The sequence below is a fragment of the Pseudomonas sp. S30_BP2TU TE3576 genome (assembly GCF_050436025.1).
GTDB lineage: Bacteria > Pseudomonadota > Gammaproteobacteria > Pseudomonadales > Pseudomonadaceae > Aquipseudomonas.
The window spans coordinates 1,785,071-1,801,426 of record NZ_JBNDLK010000001.1 but is presented as its reverse complement, the minus strand read 5'-3'; the positions used below and the strand labels follow the sequence as shown (position 1 = coordinate 1,801,426).

General features: G+C 59.9%; 17 protein-coding genes. 14 read left to right on the top strand and 3 right to left on the bottom strand.

Features of this window, described 5'->3' with window-relative positions; genetic code table 11:
- Window positions 1-132: 132 nt before the first annotated feature.
- The 3 genes from ABIA48_RS08235 (at window position 133) to ccoM (ending at window position 990) form a co-directional block, all read left to right on the top strand.
- On the top strand, window positions 133-474 hold the full coding sequence (locus tag ABIA48_RS08235) for an aspartate-semialdehyde dehydrogenase (protein ID WP_310056556.1): 342 nt from the start codon (window positions 133-135) through the stop codon (window positions 472-474).
- 55 nt (window positions 475-529) lie between these two features.
- Window positions 530-736 carry a hypothetical protein gene (locus tag ABIA48_RS08230; RefSeq protein WP_429492972.1) on the top strand — a complete coding sequence of 69 codons (207 nt, stop codon included), beginning with the start codon at window positions 530-532 and terminating at the stop codon, window positions 734-736.
- Between the two features lie 143 nt (window positions 737-879).
- Window positions 880-990 (top strand): cytochrome c oxidase subunit CcoM, encoded by a 111-nt coding sequence (gene ccoM, locus ABIA48_RS08225; protein WP_429487836.1) that lies wholly within the window; start codon window positions 880-882, stop codon window positions 988-990.
- Between the two features lie 271 nt (window positions 991-1,261).
- On the opposite strand, the gene ABIA48_RS08220 is transcribed toward ccoM, so the two are convergent.
- Both ABIA48_RS08220 and ABIA48_RS08215 read right to left on the bottom strand, forming a co-directional pair.
- The gene (locus tag ABIA48_RS08220) at window positions 1,262-2,737 is read right to left on the bottom strand and encodes an inorganic phosphate transporter (protein ID WP_429487834.1); all 1,476 of its coding nucleotides are present in this window, start codon (window positions 2,735-2,737) and stop codon (window positions 1,262-1,264) included.
- Window positions 2,738-3,113: 376 nt separating this feature from the next.
- The gene (locus tag ABIA48_RS08215) at window positions 3,114-3,314 is read right to left on the bottom strand and encodes a hypothetical protein (RefSeq protein ID WP_007986337.1); all 201 of its coding nucleotides are present in this window, start codon (window positions 3,312-3,314) and stop codon (window positions 3,114-3,116) included.
- Window positions 3,315-4,004: 690 nt separating this feature from the next.
- On the opposite strand from ABIA48_RS08215, the gene pcaR reads away from it, so the two are divergent.
- From pcaR to pcaC, 11 genes are all read left to right on the top strand, one after another.
- Window positions 4,005-4,847, top strand: a complete 843-nt coding sequence (gene pcaR / locus ABIA48_RS08210; protein WP_007986334.1) for a pca regulon transcriptional regulator PcaR — start codon at window positions 4,005-4,007, stop codon at window positions 4,845-4,847.
- A gap of 124 nt (window positions 4,848-4,971) precedes the next feature.
- Window positions 4,972-6,318 carry an MFS transporter gene (locus tag ABIA48_RS08205; protein ID WP_429487832.1) on the top strand — a complete coding sequence of 449 codons (1,347 nt, stop codon included), beginning with the start codon at window positions 4,972-4,974 and terminating at the stop codon, window positions 6,316-6,318.
- Between the two features lie 270 nt (window positions 6,319-6,588).
- A complete protein-coding gene (locus ABIA48_RS08200; protein WP_429487830.1) occupies window positions 6,589-7,446 on the top strand; it encodes a CoA transferase subunit A in 858 nt (285 codons plus the stop codon).
- The gene (locus tag ABIA48_RS08195; RefSeq protein ID WP_429487828.1) at window positions 7,446-8,225 is read left to right on the top strand and encodes a CoA-transferase subunit beta; all 780 of its coding nucleotides are present in this window, start codon (window positions 7,446-7,448) and stop codon (window positions 8,223-8,225) included. The genes ABIA48_RS08200 and ABIA48_RS08195 overlap by 1 nt, the downstream gene beginning before the upstream one ends.
- Window positions 8,222-9,427, top strand: coding sequence for a 3-oxoadipyl-CoA thiolase (gene pcaF / locus ABIA48_RS08190; RefSeq protein ID WP_429492815.1), 1,206 nt, complete (start codon window positions 8,222-8,224; stop codon window positions 9,425-9,427). The genes ABIA48_RS08195 and pcaF overlap by 4 nt, the downstream gene beginning before the upstream one ends.
- 36 nt (window positions 9,428-9,463) lie before the next feature.
- Window positions 9,464-10,168 carry a protocatechuate 3,4-dioxygenase subunit beta gene (gene pcaH / locus ABIA48_RS08185; protein ID WP_429487826.1) on the top strand — a complete coding sequence of 235 codons (705 nt, stop codon included), beginning with the start codon at window positions 9,464-9,466 and terminating at the stop codon, window positions 10,166-10,168.
- A 1-nt stretch (window position 10,169) separates the two neighbouring features.
- Window positions 10,170-10,736, top strand: a complete 567-nt coding sequence (pcaG, locus tag ABIA48_RS08180; protein ID WP_007998348.1) for a protocatechuate 3,4-dioxygenase subunit alpha — start codon at window positions 10,170-10,172, stop codon at window positions 10,734-10,736.
- 195 nt (window positions 10,737-10,931) lie between these two features.
- A complete protein-coding gene (locus ABIA48_RS08175) occupies window positions 10,932-12,236 on the top strand; it encodes an MFS family transporter (RefSeq protein WP_429487824.1) in 1,305 nt (434 codons plus the stop codon).
- Between the two features lie 45 nt (window positions 12,237-12,281).
- The gene (locus ABIA48_RS08170; protein WP_429487822.1) at window positions 12,282-13,646 is read left to right on the top strand and encodes a 3-carboxy-cis,cis-muconate cycloisomerase; all 1,365 of its coding nucleotides are present in this window, start codon (window positions 12,282-12,284) and stop codon (window positions 13,644-13,646) included.
- 11 nt (window positions 13,647-13,657) lie between these two features.
- Window positions 13,658-14,449, top strand: coding sequence for a 3-oxoadipate enol-lactonase (gene pcaD / locus ABIA48_RS08165; protein ID WP_429487820.1), 792 nt, complete (start codon window positions 13,658-13,660; stop codon window positions 14,447-14,449).
- Between the two features lie 10 nt (window positions 14,450-14,459).
- Window positions 14,460-14,852, top strand: a complete 393-nt coding sequence (gene pcaC, locus ABIA48_RS08160; RefSeq protein WP_429487818.1) for a 4-carboxymuconolactone decarboxylase — start codon at window positions 14,460-14,462, stop codon at window positions 14,850-14,852.
- A gap of 135 nt (window positions 14,853-14,987) precedes the next feature.
- On the opposite strand, the gene ABIA48_RS08155 is transcribed toward pcaC, so the two are convergent.
- Window positions 14,988-16,247, bottom strand: coding sequence for an OprD family porin (locus ABIA48_RS08155; protein WP_429487816.1), 1,260 nt, complete (start codon window positions 16,245-16,247; stop codon window positions 14,988-14,990).
- Window positions 16,248-16,356: the final 109 nt, after the last annotated feature.

Sequence of the window (16,356 nt, the reverse complement as noted above, 5' to 3'; positions counted from 1 at the left end):
CTTACGTTAGCCTACCTACGCAGGGATCGCCCTTAAGTGCATCTTTGTGTGCCAATTGAGTCACAGTTTGCGACCGATGGCTCAAGTCGCCATCCCCGCAGCCGACAGCCTGCTGACAGGAGACTGAAAACCATGCTGCCACCGATGCTCCCCTTGAGTGCCGTGCCGATCACTTCACAAACTGACCCGATCCGCCAGCGTCCGGATATTCCACCGGTGGTGCCGGTGCAGGAAAGCTCCAGTGAAAGCACCATTGACCTGCAAAAGCGCAATCCAGAAGAGGACGGGTTAGTGCTGCGCGAGGAACAGCGCCGCAGGCAGGAGCAGGAGCGGCGCCGCCGCGAAGCCGACCATGACCCCGAGGCGCATATGGCGATTCCCGGGGACGAACTCAATGCCGACAACACCGTGCCGGTGGCGCCGCTGATGGAAGATCAGCCGCGGCAAGGGCTGTGGGTCGATATCGAGATTTGACTGTGCGGCTGGTCAGCGCGGCCATCAGGCCGCATTATTGGCGCAGGGTTGCCGAATGCTACGGTGGCTGAAACTCATTTCAAGCGATGCACTGACCGCCATGAGCCAAGACGACAAACTGATTGACCTCAACGCTGAACGCGCCAAGCGTATTCATGACCTCAATGACAAGCGGCTCAATGAAGTTCGCCAGGCGTTCGAGCAGGCCATGCCGTTGGGCAAGGCAAAGAAAAAGCCGAAAAACAAACCGAAAAAGCGCTGAACTCCCCCGCATTTATTGATGCGGGTCAATCTTTCCCCTTCCTCTTGCCCAGTCTTGGGCGACATTGATCCCGGTCAATATTCTCTCCTGCCCGTTTGGTTAACTTAGCCCTATCGCAACAGGGCAAGTGCAGGAGACGCGTCATGTTTTTCGACAACGTGGTGATCGCCGGAGTGCTGACTGTCAGCCTCATGCTTGTGTTTTTTGCAGGGTTCGGACTTTTTATCTGGAAGGATTCGCACAAGCGGAAATAACCGTGGTTCTTTCTGGGTGTAATGAGCACGCAAGGCATTTTGGGCAACTTCGGTTGCCCTTTTTTTTGCGCGTGTTTCGAGGATGTAGACAAGATAAATGTGGGAGCGGGCTTGCTCGCGAAGGCGGCTTCACATTCAACAAAGATGTTGACTGATCCACCGCCTTCGCGAGCAAGCCCGCTCCCACATTGGTTCTATGGTGTTAGGAAGATTGCAGCAATAGAAAAGGCGCGTTCCTTGCGGAGCGCGCCTTTTTTGGTTTTGCTGCGTATCAGCTGCCAAGTGCCTTCGAGGCCAGCCAGAACAACCCGGCCGACAGGGCCACGGTGGCTGGCAGGGTCAGTACCCAGGCCAGCAGGATGGTTTTGACAGTGCCGCCTTGCAGGCCGCTTTTGTTGGCGACCATGGTGCCCGCCACGCCCGAGGAGAGTACGTGGGTGGTGGAAACCGGCAGGCTGAAGATGTTCGCCATGCCGATCAGGCTGGCAGTGGTGATCTGTGCCGACATGCCTTGGGAATAGGTCATGCCCTGCTTGCCGATCTTCTCGCCAATGGTCAGTACCACGCGTTTCCAGCCGACCATGGTGCCCAGGCCCAAGGCCAGTGCAACCGCCAGGATCACCCAGAACGGGGCGTATTCAGTAGTTGTGGTCAGGTCTTTGCGCAACTTGTCCAGGTCAGCTTTTTCACGAGGCCCGAGAGTTGGCAACTTGCTGACTTTCTTCGCTGTATCGTCCAGGCAGAGCAGGTAGCGACGGACCTCGATACGGCTTTCCGCCGACAGCGAGTGATAGTCCTCTACACCCTTGAGGGTGCCGAGCAGGGCGGTGATGGTCGGTTCGGTCTGTTGCGGGTTGCAACGGAATTTCTCCGGCAAGTCGCCGTCCAGGCTCTTGCCCAGGGCCAGGAATTCGCCCAGGGTTTCGGAATTGCGCTGGTAGAACTGGCTCAAGTGCAGGGTCGCGTCGCGAGTCCGCTCGATCTGATAGGTCGTGCTGTTCAGGTCGAGGACGAACTGCGCTGGCACGATACCGATCAGGACCAGCATGATCAGGCCGATACCTTTCTGGCCATCGTTGGAACCGTGCACGAAACTTACGGCCATGGCCGAAATCACCAGTACCAGGCGATTCCAGAACGGCGGGTGTTTCTTGTCGTCGATCTTGCGGCGCTGTTCCGGCGTCTTGTGCATCTTCGACAGCGGACGCCACCATTTAAGACCGATCAGGATCAGCGCAGCGATCAGGAAACCGGCCATTGGCGAGAACACCAGTGACATGGCGATATCGATCGCCTTTTGCCAGTTCACCCCGTCGGCCAACGGAATATCGTTGATCAGGGCGTTGGCCAGGCCGACACCGAGGATCGAACCGATCAGCGTGTGGGAGCTGGAGGCGGGGATACCGAAGTACCAGGTTCCCAGGTTCCAGGTGATGGCGGCGGCGAGCAACGAGAACACCATGGCCAGTCCGTGACCGGTGTTTACATTGATCAGCAGTTCTACCGGCAGCAGGTGGACGATGGCATACGCCACGCCGACTCCGCCCAGCAGCACGCCGAGGAAGTTGAACACACCGGAGAAGAACACTGCCAGGTGAGGCGGCATGGCCTTGGTGTAGATAACGGTCGCCACCGCGTTAGCGGTGTCATGAAAGCCGTTGATGAACTCGAAGGCGAGGACAAAGGCCAGGGCGAGCAAGAGGCTCACAAGCACCCAAGCATCCAGTCCGCTGAATAAATCGATCATGAAGGTTTTCTGACCCGGTCATAAGGGGGCGCGATTATGCCAGAAAAGACTGCGAATCAATGCACTAGCTGCTCGTCGGTAACATTCTTCAACGTTTTTTTTTGCTGCAGCACCTGAAAACCTACGCTTTTGCTGTGTTTTTTAAGTCTTTGATTTTATTGAAAAAATACACCGTCACAAAACCTTCACGGCCCGGTAAGAGGGGCTTGAAAGGTTGTGTGAAAAATCTGAGAAATAGGTCAGATACCGGAAATCTGCCGGATTCGACGACGGTGATGGCCGCTGCCCGCTCGTAGCGGGCGCGCAAGGCAACATCAATACATCCCGCTTTTAACGGGAGCAGAGGCAGGCCCTTGTAAGGATCAGGCCGAAGCAGTCACGGCTCTTCGGCTTTGAGTTCCTTTTCCATTTTTTGAAGTTCTTGCTGGAACACCTGATCCTGAACGGTGGCGCGTTTGCGCCAGGGTTTGCGTTCCGGTTCGGGTTGAGCGGCGTAAGTGGTGACTTCTCCGCCGTAAACTTCCTTGTAACGTTGTTCCTGGCGCTCTAGCTCCGCGCGCAGTTCGTCTTTCGTCACAGTGCTACCTGATTGAGTTGGGATAAATTCTGGTGAAAACGCGCTGCATCAAATCGATTGATCACATTCGTCGAATGGGCAATGCCCGTGAAGGCATCGTTCAGGCAACAGGGGGATCAATACTTCCATGTCGCAGGCGGCCACGGCACCAGAGATAAACAGCTGTCGTAGCTTCAGTTTCCTGTTTCAGCAAGCGCACTGGCAATGCTGTGCAATGCGGGTCTGGCGCTCACAACGGACAACGGCGATGGAACATCGCGTTACCGGGCAGCGGGTTCGGCAAGTAAAAAACCGAAGCGCTACTGAATTGTATTATAGCGGCCGATTTGAAGAACACTATCTCCAAAAAGTTAAAAGTGGATCTTGGTGTGTGACCATTTTGTTGCTCGAAACATTACGATTAACTAGAGCGTCGATTGATACCACATTGCTGCGTTGCCGTTTTGACGCCTTTAAGCCGACCAAGTTACGGTAATTAGATTACCCCATTAAGTCTTGGGTCGAGACGATGTAAACATAGGGTAGTCGGTCGGCGAAAAACCGGAATTCAGCGGATTTGGCGGTTTGCATGGCGGATTGCGATTATCGGTCGATCGTTCGATAATCGCCCGGAGTTGGCAGGTCGGGCTTGAGCGTCAGGCGGTAGCCCTTTGTAATAGTCGCTGATCCGAGTGGGTAAAAGGACCTTTTATGAACGATCAAATGCGCAACTCCTTCGCTTCAGTGGCTCCGCCCATCGTCGCTTCTCCGGCCAAGCGGATCCAGGCTCTGACTGGCGACCCGGATTTCATGACGTCCCTGGCCCGTGGCCTGGCCGTGGTGCAGGCGTTCCAGGAGCGCAAACGGCACCTGACCATCGCCCAGATCAGCCACCGCACGGAAATTCCCCGCGCCGCCGTGCGCCGTTGCCTGCACACCCTGATCAAACTCGGCTACGCCACCACCGACGGCCGCACCTATTCGTTGTTGCCCAAAGTGCTGACCCTCGGCCATGCCTATGTGTCATCGACGCCGCTGGCGGTGTCCGCCCAGCCTTACCTGGACCGCATGAGCGAGCAACTGCATGAGGCCTGCAACATGGCCACGCTGGAAGGTGATGACATTCTGTACATCGCCCGCTCCGCGACCACTCAACGACTGATTTCGGTGGACCTGTCGGTGGGCGGGCGCTTGCCGGCCTATTGCACATCGATGGGGCGGATTCTGCTGGCCGCGCTGGATGACACGTCGCTGGGCGAATACCTCGATCACGCCGAATTGCAGGCCAAGACCAGCCGCACGATTCACACTCCCGAGGCATTGCTCGAATGCCTGCAAGAGGTGCGACAGCAAGGCTGGTGTATCGTCGACCAGGAACTCGAACAAGGGCTGCGTTCGATTGCCGTTCCGGTGTATGACGCCTCTGGCCAGGTGGTTGCGGCCCTCAATGTCAGCACCCATGCCGGGCGAGTCAGCCGCAATGAGCTGGAACAGCGTTTTCTGCCTGGCCTGCTGAGTGCCAGCCGCGACCTCAGTACCCAGCTGTTCACCTAAGGTGTTCGATAAACGCACAGAGTCGCGTCTGGCGAATTGACGCTGTTTCCTGTGGGTCATTAATGTCGCGACTGCGTCAGCCCCGGCTGGCTCCTTTTCGACTGTGATCCATGGAATAAAAATAATGAACCAGCCTCAGTCTGCTGTAGGAAACTGCCTCGACGTGCAGTCCTTCATCAATGCTCAACCCATTTCGCGCTATCAGTGGCGGGTGGTGATCCTGTGTTTCCTGATTGTCTTCCTCGACGGCCTCGATACCGCGGCCATGGGGTTCATCGCGCCGGCACTGTCTCAGGATTGGGGGATCGATCGCGCCAGCCTTGGGCCGGTGATGAGCGCGGCCCTGATCGGCATGGTCTTCGGTGCACTCGGTTCGGGGCCATTGGCTGACCGTTTCGGGCGAAAAGTGGTACTGGTCGGTGCGGTGCTGTTGTTCGGCGCGTTCAGCCTGGCCTCGGCCTACAGCACCAATGTCGATCAATTGCTGGTGTTGCGCTTCCTGACCGGCCTGGGTCTGGGCGCCGGTATGCCAAACGCCACGACCCTGCTGTCGGAGTACACCCCGGAGCGCAAAAAGTCCCTGCTGGTGACCAGCATGTTCTGCGGTTTCAACCTCGGCATGGCTGGCGGCGGGTTCATTTCGGCCAAGCTGATTCCGGCGTTCGGCTGGCACAGCCTGTTGCTGATCGGCGGGATTCTGCCGTTGATCCTTGCTGTGGTCCTGTTGTTCTGGCTGCCGGAATCGGCGCGATACCTTGTAGTCCGTAACCGTGGCACCGACAAAGTGCGCAAGACCCTGGCCCCCATCGACCCGACAGTGGTGGCCCAGGCGTCCAGCTTCAGCGTGCCGGAACAGAAAACCGTGAAGGCGCGCAATGTGTTCGCGGTGATTTTCTCCGGCACCTGCAGCGCCGGCACCTTGCTGTTGTGGCTGACCTATTTCATGGGCCTGGTGATCGTTTACCTGCTGACCAGCTGGCTGCCGACGCTGATGCGTGACAGTGGCGCGAGCATGGAGCAAGCAGCCTTTATCGGCGCGCTGTTCCAGTTCGGTGGTGTGTTGAGTGCCGTCGGTGTGGGTTGGGCGATGGACCGGTTCAATCCGCACAAGGTCATCGGTACTTTCTACTTGCTGGCCGGGGTGTTTGCCTATGCGGTAGGGCAGAGCCTGGGCAACATCACGCTGCTGGCGACTCTGGTACTGGTGGCCGGGATGTGCGTCAACGGTGCGCAATCGGCAATGCCGTCGCTGGCTGCGCGTTTTTATCCGACCCAGGGGCGTGCCACCGGGGTGTCGTGGATGCTCGGGATCGGCCGCTTCGGCGCCATCCTCGGTGCCTGGATGGGCGCGACGCTGTTGGGGCTGGGCTGGAACTTCGAGCAAGTGTTGACGGCGCTGGTGATCCCGGCGGCTTTGGCGACTACGGCGGTAGTGATCAAGGGCATGGTCAGTCATGCGGATGCGACCTGATTCCAGGGTTCAGAATTTTCAGCGAGGTTGAGGGCCTCTTCGCGGGCAAGCCCGCTCCCACAGGGTTTGGTGCAATCCATGTGGGAGCGGGCTTGCTCGCGAAGCTTTTGAGGATCGGTAGCCAGACAACAATGTGTTCGATAATCGAACGCTTAGTCGATTATCGGATTGTTTGGCTTTTTTTTGGGGCTTAACCTTCAGTCATTCCGGCGCTGCGCATCGGCGCCTTTTCCCCACACTGTCGGTTAACAACAAACGGGAGCCTGCCCCATGGCTGAAATCCTTTCGCTGCACGACGCGGTGAAGCAATTCGTAAACGACGGCGATACGGTCGCGCTCGAAGGCTTTACCCACCTGATCCCTACGGCGGCGGGTCACGAAATCATTCGTCAGGGCAAGAAAGATCTGACGCTGGTACGAATGACGCCTGACCTGATCTACGATCAATTGATCGGTGCCGGTTGTGCCCGCAAGCTGATTTTCTCCTGGGGCGGCAACCCGGGTGTCGGCTCCCTGCATCGCTTGCGTGACGCCGTGGAGAAACAGTGGCCGCATGCGCTGGAGATCGAAGAGCACAGCCACGCCGACCTGGCCAATGCCTACGTCGCCGGCGCCTCCGGCCTGCCATTCGCGGTACTGCGTGCTTACGCCGGTTCCGACTTGCCGAAGGTCAACCCGCTGATCAAATCCGTCACCTGCCCGTTCACTGGCGAGGTGCTCGCCGCCGTGCCTTCGGTACGCCCGGACATTACCGTGATTCACGCGCAGAAAGCCGACCGCAAAGGCAACGTGCTGCTGTGGGGCATTCTCGGTGTGCAGAAAGAGGCCGCGTTGGCGGCCAAGCGCTGCATCGTCACCGTTGAGGAAGTCGTCGACGACCTCAATGCACCGATGAACTCCTGTGTACTGCCAACCTGGGCCTTGAGCGCGGTTTGCCACGTGCCTGGTGGCGCGCATCCGTCCTACGCCCACGGCTACAACGAGCGCGACAACCGCTTCTACCAGGCCTGGGACCCGATTGCCCGCGACCGTGAAACCTTCACCGCGTGGATCAACGAATACATCCACGGCAGCGCTGACTTCAGCGAGTTCCAGGCCAAACTGGCCGCCGCTTCGGAGGCGAAGTAATGACTTACACCACCAATGAAATGATGACCGTCGCTGCGGCCCGCCGTCTGAAGAACGGTTCGGTGTGCTTCGTCGGCATTGGCCTGCCGTCGAAAGCGGCCAACCTGGCGCGCCTGACGTCCTCGCCGGATGTGGTCCTGATCTATGAATCGGGTCCGATCGGTGCCAAGCCGAGCGTATTGCCATTGTCGATCGGTGACGGTGAGCTGGCGGAAACCGCCGACACCGTGGTCCCGACCGGCGAGATTTTCCGCTACTGGCTGCAGGGCGGGCGCATTGACGTTGGTTTCCTCGGCGCGGCGCAGGTCGACCGCTTCGGCAATATCAACACCACCGTTGTGGGTGATTACCACGCGCCGAAAGTTCGCCTGCCAGGTGCCGGTGGCGCGCCGGAAATTGCCGGTTCCGCCAAGAGTGTGCTGATCATCCTCAAGCAATCGGCGCGTTCGTTTGTCGACAAACTGGATTTCATTACTTCCGTCGGCCATGGCGAGGGCGGTGATTCGCGCAAGCGTCTCGGTCTGCCGGGCGCCGGTCCGGTCGGGATCATCACCGACCTGTGCATCATGGAACCGGAGGAGGGCACCCACGAGTTTGTGGTCACCGCGCTGCACCCGGGTGTGACCCGTGAACAAGTGGTCGCTGCCACCGGTTGGCCGATTCGCTTCGCCGACAGTGTTGCAACGACTGCCGAGCCGACCGACGTCGAACTGACCGCGCTACGCGATCTCGAAGCCCGCACCGCCACCGCCCACGGCCAAGCACCGGGAGAAGCCTGATGCGTGACGTTTATATTTGCGACGCAATTCGCACCCCCATCGGCCGGTTTGGCGGCGGCCTGTCGACGGTTCGCGCCGACGACCTGGCCGCCGTGCCGATCAAGGCATTGATGGAACGTAACCCGTCGGTGGACTGGAACGCGGTGGATGAGGTGTTCCTCGGCTGCGCCAACCAGGCCGGCGAAGACAACCGCAACGTCGCGCGCATGGCACTGCTGCTGGCGGGCCTGCCGGAAACCATTCCCGGCGTGACCCTTAACCGCCTCTGCGCTTCGGGCATGGATGCGATCGGCACCGCGTTCCGCGCCATCGCCAGTGGCGAGATGGAGCTGGCGATTGCCGGCGGCGTCGAGTCGATGTCCCGTGCGCCGTTCGTGATGGGCAAGGCTGATGCGGCGTTCTCGCGCAACATGAAGCTCGAAGACACCACCATCGGCTGGCGCTTCATCAACCCGTTGATGAAAGCCCAATACGGTGTGGATGCGATGCCGCAGACCGGTGACAACGTGGCCGACGATTACAAAGTCTCCCGCGAAGATCAGGACGCCTTTGCCCTGCGCAGCCAGCAGCGCACCGCTGTCGCGCAAGCCGCCGGGTTCTTCGCCGAAGAAATCGTCGAAGTGCGCATTGCCCATAAGAAGGGCGAAACCGTGGTCAGCCAGGACGAACATCCTCGCGCCGACACCACCCTGGAAGCCCTGGCCAAACTGAAACCGGTCAACGGCCCCGATAAAACCGTCACCGCCGGTAATGCCTCGGGTGTAAACGACGGTGCAGCCGCGTTGATCCTGGCCTCGGCCGAAGCCGTGAAGAAACATGGCCTGACCGCCCGTGCCAAAGTGCTGGGCATGGCCAGCGCCGGTGTCGCCCCTCGGGTGATGGGCATTGGTCCGGTGCCGGCGGTGCGTAAACTGACCGAGCGCCTCGGCGTGGCAGTCAGCGATTTCGACGTGATCGAACTCAACGAAGCCTTCGCCAGCCAAGGCCTGGCGGTACTGCGTGAACTGGGGATCGCGGACGACGCGACCCAGGTCAACCCGAACGGTGGCGCGATTGCCTTGGGTCATCCATTGGGCATGAGCGGCGCGCGCCTGGTGTTGACCGCATTGCATCAGCTGGAAAAAACCGGTGGCAAGAAAGGCCTGGCGACCATGTGCGTCGGCGTTGGCCAGGGTCTGGCCTTGGCGATCGAGCGCGTTTGAACACCCCGCCGGCTAACAAGAACTGAGGAAAGTGTAATGACTGACAAGCCTGGATACCGCCGCCCGCAGGCGGGCACTCAGCCGGAATACCTGCACCCGACTTATCAATCCACCAACCTGCGCTCGCCGTCCAAGCCGTTGGTGTTCCTGCCGCATTCGTTATCGGAAATCACCGGGCCGACCATCGGCGCCGAGCGGATCAACGAGAAGGACAACGACCTGACCGCCCAGCACGAAGGGCAGCCACAGGGTGAGCGCATCATCATTCACGGCCGTGTACTGGATGAAAACGGTCTGCCGGTGCCGGGGATTCTGGTGGAGATCTGGCAGGCCAACGCCGCCGGTCGCTACGCCCATGCCCGCGACCTGCACGACGCACCGCTGGACCCGAACTTTACCGGTACCGGCCGCACGGTGACCGACGCCGATGGCTGGTATCAGTTCCAGACCATCAAGCCCGGCGCCTATCCGTGGGGCAACCACCACAATGCGTGGCGCCCGGCGCACATCCATTTCTCGCTGTTCGGCCCGAGCATCCTGACGCGCCTGGTGACGCAGATGTATTTCCCGGGCGACCCGCTGCTGGCGTACGACCCGATCTACAACTGCGTGCCCGATACCCGCGCCAAGGAGCGTTTGATCGCCACGTTCGATCTGGAAAAAACCATCCCTTCCTATGCCCTCGGTTACCGCTGGGACATCGTTTTGCGCGGCCGCGATGCCACGCCGATGGAGAAATAAGATGACGTTGACTGCGACCACGTCCCACACCGTCGGGCCGTACTACCATATCGGCCTGACCTGGCTGAACCGCGAAAACCTGACCGTCGAACAAACCCTGGGCGAGCGCGTGGCGATCACCGGCCAAGTGGTCGATGGCAATGGCGACATCGTCAATGACGCGATGCTGGAAGTCTGGCAGGCCAACGCCGCCGGCAAATACGACCACCCGGAAGACGATCAGGACAAACCCCTGGACCCGAACTTCGAAGGCTTTGGCCGGGTGCCGGTGGATGCCGAAGGGCGCTTCCGGTTCACCACCATCAAACCGGGCACGGTCGAGGGGTTGAAAGGCACGACCCAGGCGCCGCATCTGGTGGTGCTGGTGTTTGCCCGTGGCCTGGTAAAACATTTGCTGACGCGGATTTACTTTGATGGCGAGGCAGCCAATGTGAATGATCCGCTGCTGGAGTGTGTGCCGGCGGATCGTCGCGGCACGTTGATCGCCAGGCAGGATGCGTCGGGTGTTTATCAGTGGAATGTGATTCTGCAGGGCACCGATGCCGAGACGGTGTTCTTCGATTACTGAGTGAACACCGCAAAACCTGTGGGAGCGGGCTTGCTCGCGAAGTCGGTGGATCAGGCAACATTAATATCAACTGACACGACGCCTTCGCGAGCAAGCCCGCTCCCACAGGGGATGTGTATTGCTGATTTATCTGTGGAACGGGGCTGTTGCAAAGTGTGTCTAGACTCTCACTGTCTCCATTGAGTGAAAAAAACAATGACTACTCCCACCGCTTCACCCGCGCTGTACACCGGCGAAGAGCGCAGCAAGCGGATCTTCGCCATTGTCGGTGCCTCGTCCGGCAACCTGGTCGAATGGTTCGACTTCTACGTCTACGCCTTCTGTGCGATCTATTTCGCCCCGGCGTTTTTCCCCTCCGATAACCCTACGGTGCAACTGGTCAACACCGCTGGCGTGTTCGCCGCCGGGTTCCTGATGCGGCCGATTGGCGGCTGGATTTTCGGTCGGTTGGCGGACAGGCACGGACGCAAGAATTCGATGGTGATCTCGATTCTGATGATGTGCTTCGGCTCATTGCTGATCGCCTGTCTGCCGACCTACAACAGCATCGGAGTCTGGGCACCGGTCCTGCTGCTGTTCGCCCGTTTGCTGCAAGGCTTGTCGGTAGGCGGTGAGTACGGCACTACCGCGACCTACATGAGTGAAGTGGCGCTCAAGGGACAGCGTGGGTTCTTTGCTTCGTTCCAGTACGTGACCCTGATTGGTGGTCAGTTGCTCGCAGTGTCGCTGGTGGTGATCCTGCAACAGTTCCTCACCGAAGATGACCTGCGTGCCTACGGCTGGCGGATACCGTTTGTGGTGGGTGCCATGGCGGCGCTGGTTTCGCTGTATCTGCGTCGTTCGCTGAAAGAAACCACCAGCAAGGAAATGCGCGAAAACAAGGACGCCGGCAGCATCAGCGCCCTGTTTCGCGATCATAAAGCCGCGTTCATCACCGTGCTTGGCTACACCGCCGGTGGCTCGCTGATTTTCTACACCTTCACCACGTACATGCAGAAGTACCTGGTGAACACCGCCGGCATGCCGGCCAAGACCGCCAGTTACATCATGACTGGCGCGCTGTTCCTCTATATGTGCATGCAACCGGTTTTCGGCATGCTCGCCGACAAGATCGGTCGGCGTAACTCGATGCTCTGGTTCGGCGCCCTCGGTACGCTGTTCACCGTGCCGATCCTGTTGAGCCTGAAAAGTGTCAGCAGTCCGTTCCTGGCTTTTGTGCTGATTACCCTGGCGCTGGCGATTGTCAGTTTCTACACCTCGATCAGCGGTTTGGTAAAAGCCGAGATGTTCCCGTCGGAAGTACGCGCCTTGGGTGTTGGCCTGGCTTACGCCGTGGCGAATGCGATCTTCGGTGGCTCGGCGGAATATGTGGCCCTGAGTCTCAAGGCCGTGGGTATGGAAAACTCCTTCTACTGGTACGTTACGGTGATGATGGCGGTGGCCTTCCTGTTCAGCCTGCGTCTGCCGAAACAGGCTGCGTATCTGCATCACGATCTTTGATCTTCACGCGCGGGCCGCAAAGGCCCGCGCCTTCAGGAACTGTTTATGAACCAGCGACCGGGCAATCAATTGTTCGATGCCTATTTCACTGCCCGCGATATGCGTGACGTGTTCTGTGATCAGGGCCGGGTCCAGGCCATGCTCGATTTCGAAGCGGCACTGGCTCGGGCCGAAGCGCGGGTCGGGTTGATTCCATCGAGTGCTGTCGCGCCGATTGAAGCGGCTTGCCGCGCCGGGCTTTACGACTTTGCGGTGTTGGGCGAAGCGATTGCCACGGCGGGTAACTCGGCGATTCCGTTGGTCAAGGCGCTGGGCAAACAGATCGCGGCTACCGATGCCGAAGCCGAACGCTATGTGCATCTGGGCGCAACCAGTCAGGACGTGATGGACAGCGGCCTGGTGCTGCAACTGCGTCGTGCGCTGGACCTGATCGAAAGCGACCTGGCGCAACTGGGGCAGACCCTTGCGTCCCAGGCCCGGCGATACGCGACCACGCCATTGGCCGGACGCACTTGGTTGCAGCATGCGACGCCGGTCACCCTCGGCATGAAAATCGCTGGTTGGCTGGGCGCGGTGACGCGCAGCCGGCAGCGCCTGGCCGAACTCAAACCGCGCCTGCTGGTGCTGCAATTCGGCGGTGCGTCCGGAACCCTTGCGGCCCTTGGCGAACAGGCCATGCCGATTGCCCGGGCGCTGGCCGAAGAACTGCAATTGACCTTGCCCGATCAGCCATGGCATACCCAGCGCGATCGCGTGGTCGAGTTCGGCGCCGCGCTCGGCCTGATCGCCGGCAGTCTCGGCAAACTCGGGCGCGATATCAGCCTGTTGATGCAAACCGAAGCCGCCGAAGTGTTCGAACCTTCGGCGCCGGGCAAGGGCGGTTCTTCGACCATGCCGCACAAACGCAATCCGGTGGGCGCGGCGGTGCTGATCGGCGCGGCGACGCGTGTACCCGGTTTGCTCTCGACGCTGTTCAGCGCCATGCCTCAGGAGCACGAGCGCAGCCTCGGCCTGTGGCATGCCGAGTGGGAAACCCTGCCGGAGATTTGCTGCCTGGTGTCGGGCAGCCTGCAGCAAGCGATATTGATCGCCCAGGGACTGGAAGTGGATGCCGGGCGTATGGCGCGCAACCTCGATCTGACCCAGGGCCTGGTGCTCGCCGAAGCGGTGAGCATCGTCCTCGCCCAACGGGTCGGTCGCGATACCGCACACCATCTTCTCGAACACTGCTGCAAACGTGCCGTGGCCGAACAGCGTCATCTGCGCGCGGTCCTCGGCGACGAACCGCAAGTGACCGCCGAACTGTCGGCGGCTGAACTTGATCATCTGCTGGACCCTGCCCATTACCTCGGCCAGGCTCATACCTGGGTCGAGCGGGCAGTGGCTGAACATTCTGCATTGACTGCCTGAAGGAGACTGCTGTGGCTTTTGTACAACTCGCCGAGGGCGAACTGCATTACCAACTCGATGGACCGGTTGATGCGCCGGTGTTGGTGCTGTCCAACTCCCTGGGCACGAACCTGCACATGTGGGACGCGCAAATCCCGGCGTTCTCCGAGTATTTTCGCGTGTTGCGTTTCGACACCCGTGGTCACGGCCAATCGCTGGTGACGCCGGGCCCGTACAGCATCGAGCAACTGGGCCGCGACGTGCTCGCCTTGCTCGACGCCTTGCACATCGAGCGTGCGCATTTCTGCGGTTTGTCCATGGGCGGCTTGATCGGCCAGTGGCTGGGGATCAATGCCGGCGAACGTCTGAGCAAACTGATCGTGTGCAACACCGCAGCGAAAATCGGTGATCCGTCGGTGTGGAACCCACGTATCGAAACGGTACTGCGTGATGGTCCTGCCGCGATGGTCGCCTTGCGTGACGCATCGATTGCCCGCTGGTTCACCCCGGACTTCTCCGAAGCCAATCCGGCGGCGGCCAAGCAAATCACCGACATGCTCGCGGCCACTTCGCCCGAAGGTTACGCGGCCAACTGCGCGGCGGTGCGCGATGCCGATTTCCGTGATCAGTTGTCCTCGATCAAGGCGCCGCTGCTGGTGATCGCGGGCGCTCAGGATGCGGTCACGCCGCCGTCCGGTGGGCATTTCATTCAGGAACAAGTGCCAGGCGCCGAGTACGCCGAGTTCTACGCTGCGCACTTGTCCAACGTCCAGGCGGGCAATGCGTTCAGCGAGCGCGTGCTGGCGTTTCTGTCGGCTCATTGAGGAGAGTTTCGTGGACGAGAAACAACGTTATGCCGACGGCCTGAAGGTCCGCCGCGCAGTCCTCGGCGACGCCCACGTCGACCGCAGCCTGAATGCGCTGACCGAGTTCAACTCGGAGTTCCAGGAGATGATCACCCGTCACGCCTGGGGCGACATCTGGACCCGCCCGGGCCTGCCGCGTCACACCCGCAGCCTGATCACCATTGCCATGCTGATCGGCATGAACCGCAACGAGGAACTCAAGTTGCACCTGCGCGCTGCCGCCAACAATGGTGTTAGCCGTGGCGAGATCAAGGAAGTGATCATGCAGAGTGCGATTTATTGCGGGATTCCGGCGGCCAATGCAACGTTCCATTTGGCCGAGTCGGTTTGGGATGAGCTGGGGGTTGAGTCGCGGGAGTAAGCCATTTACCTGTTATGGTCACAGGAGACCCAGTGTGGGAGCGGGCTTGCTCGCGAATGCGTCGTGTCAGTTGATATTAATGTTGCCTGATCCACCGCTTTCGCGAGCAAGCCCGCTCCCACATTTGTTTTGTATTTACAGCAAACTGATCGGATAGCTGATGATCAAGCGGTTCTCGTCGAACTCGTTGTTGCTGTAGTCGCGGCGTATGGTCGAGTTGCGCCATTTCACGTTCAGGTCTTTCAGCGCACCGCTCTGCACGGTGTAGCCCAGTTCACTTTCACGCCCCCATTCCTTGCCATCGGTGATGCTGCCGGTGTGCACATTGTCGCCACTGATATAACGGTTCATCAGGGTCAGGCCCGGCACGCCAAGGGCGACGAAGTTGTAGTCGTGGCGTACCTGCCAGGACTTTTCCCGGGCATTGTCGTAGCTGGAGTTGTAGCTGTCGTTGGCCAGTGTGCCGCCGCTGGTGCCGTTGACCCGCATCCAGGCGTTATCGCCGGTGAGTTTTTGCAGGCCGATGTAGAACGTGTTGCCGCCGTATTTGGCCGAGAACAAACCGTACATGGTTTTGTTGTCCAGCTCGCCGGCCCGTGCGCTGCCGTCATCCTTGCCGTAGAAGAAACCGAGGTTGGCGCCCAGGGTCCAGTCGCCAAGCGGCTGGCTGTGGATCAGATTGATGAATTGCTGGCTGTAGATGTCCTTGAGCTCGGCATTCCACAGACCTATCTGGGTGCGTTTGTCGTTGAACACGTACTCGCCGCCCTCGAAGTTGAAACGATCGGAGGTGAACGCGGCTTTGCCGGTCATCGACATGTCGCCCATGCTGCTGTCGTCGCGCGGGCTGTTCTGGCGGAACTGGCCGCCGTAGAGCGTCAGGCCATTGATTTCCTTCGAGGTGATCTGGCCGCCACGGAAGGTTTGCGGCAACGAGCGACCATCGTCCGAGCGCAGGATCGGCAACACTGGCATCCATTCCCCAACTTTGACTTCGGTCTGCGACAGCTTCGCCTTGAACGCCACGTTGGTGCGGCCGAAGTTGTCTGCCGGGCGACCGTCATGATCCAGCGGCAGCAGTTGGGTCCCGCCGGTGCCTTTGCCGCCGTCGAGTTTTACCGAGTACAAACCCAGCACATCCATGCCGAACCCGACGGTGCCTTGGGTGAAGCCGGATTTGGCATCGAGAATGAAGCTTTGCGTCCACTCTTCAGCCTTGCCCTGAGCCTTGGTCGGGTTGGTGAAATTGCGGTTGATGTAGAAGTTGCGCAGGTTCAGGTTGACCTTGGCCCCTTCGACAAAACCCGACTCCTCGGCGCTGGCGGGCAGGGCCGCGCTGGCCAGAGCAATGGCGATCAGGCCGGGAACGAAGTACTGCGCAGGTGAAGGCGTCATGGGCACGGGTCTCTCTAATTCTTGGGGATGAAACGGGGTGATGCCGCAACCCGGGGTTGCAGACGAATATTCGAAATCATCAAAAGCGAAGTGGATCAGCCGGAGAGGG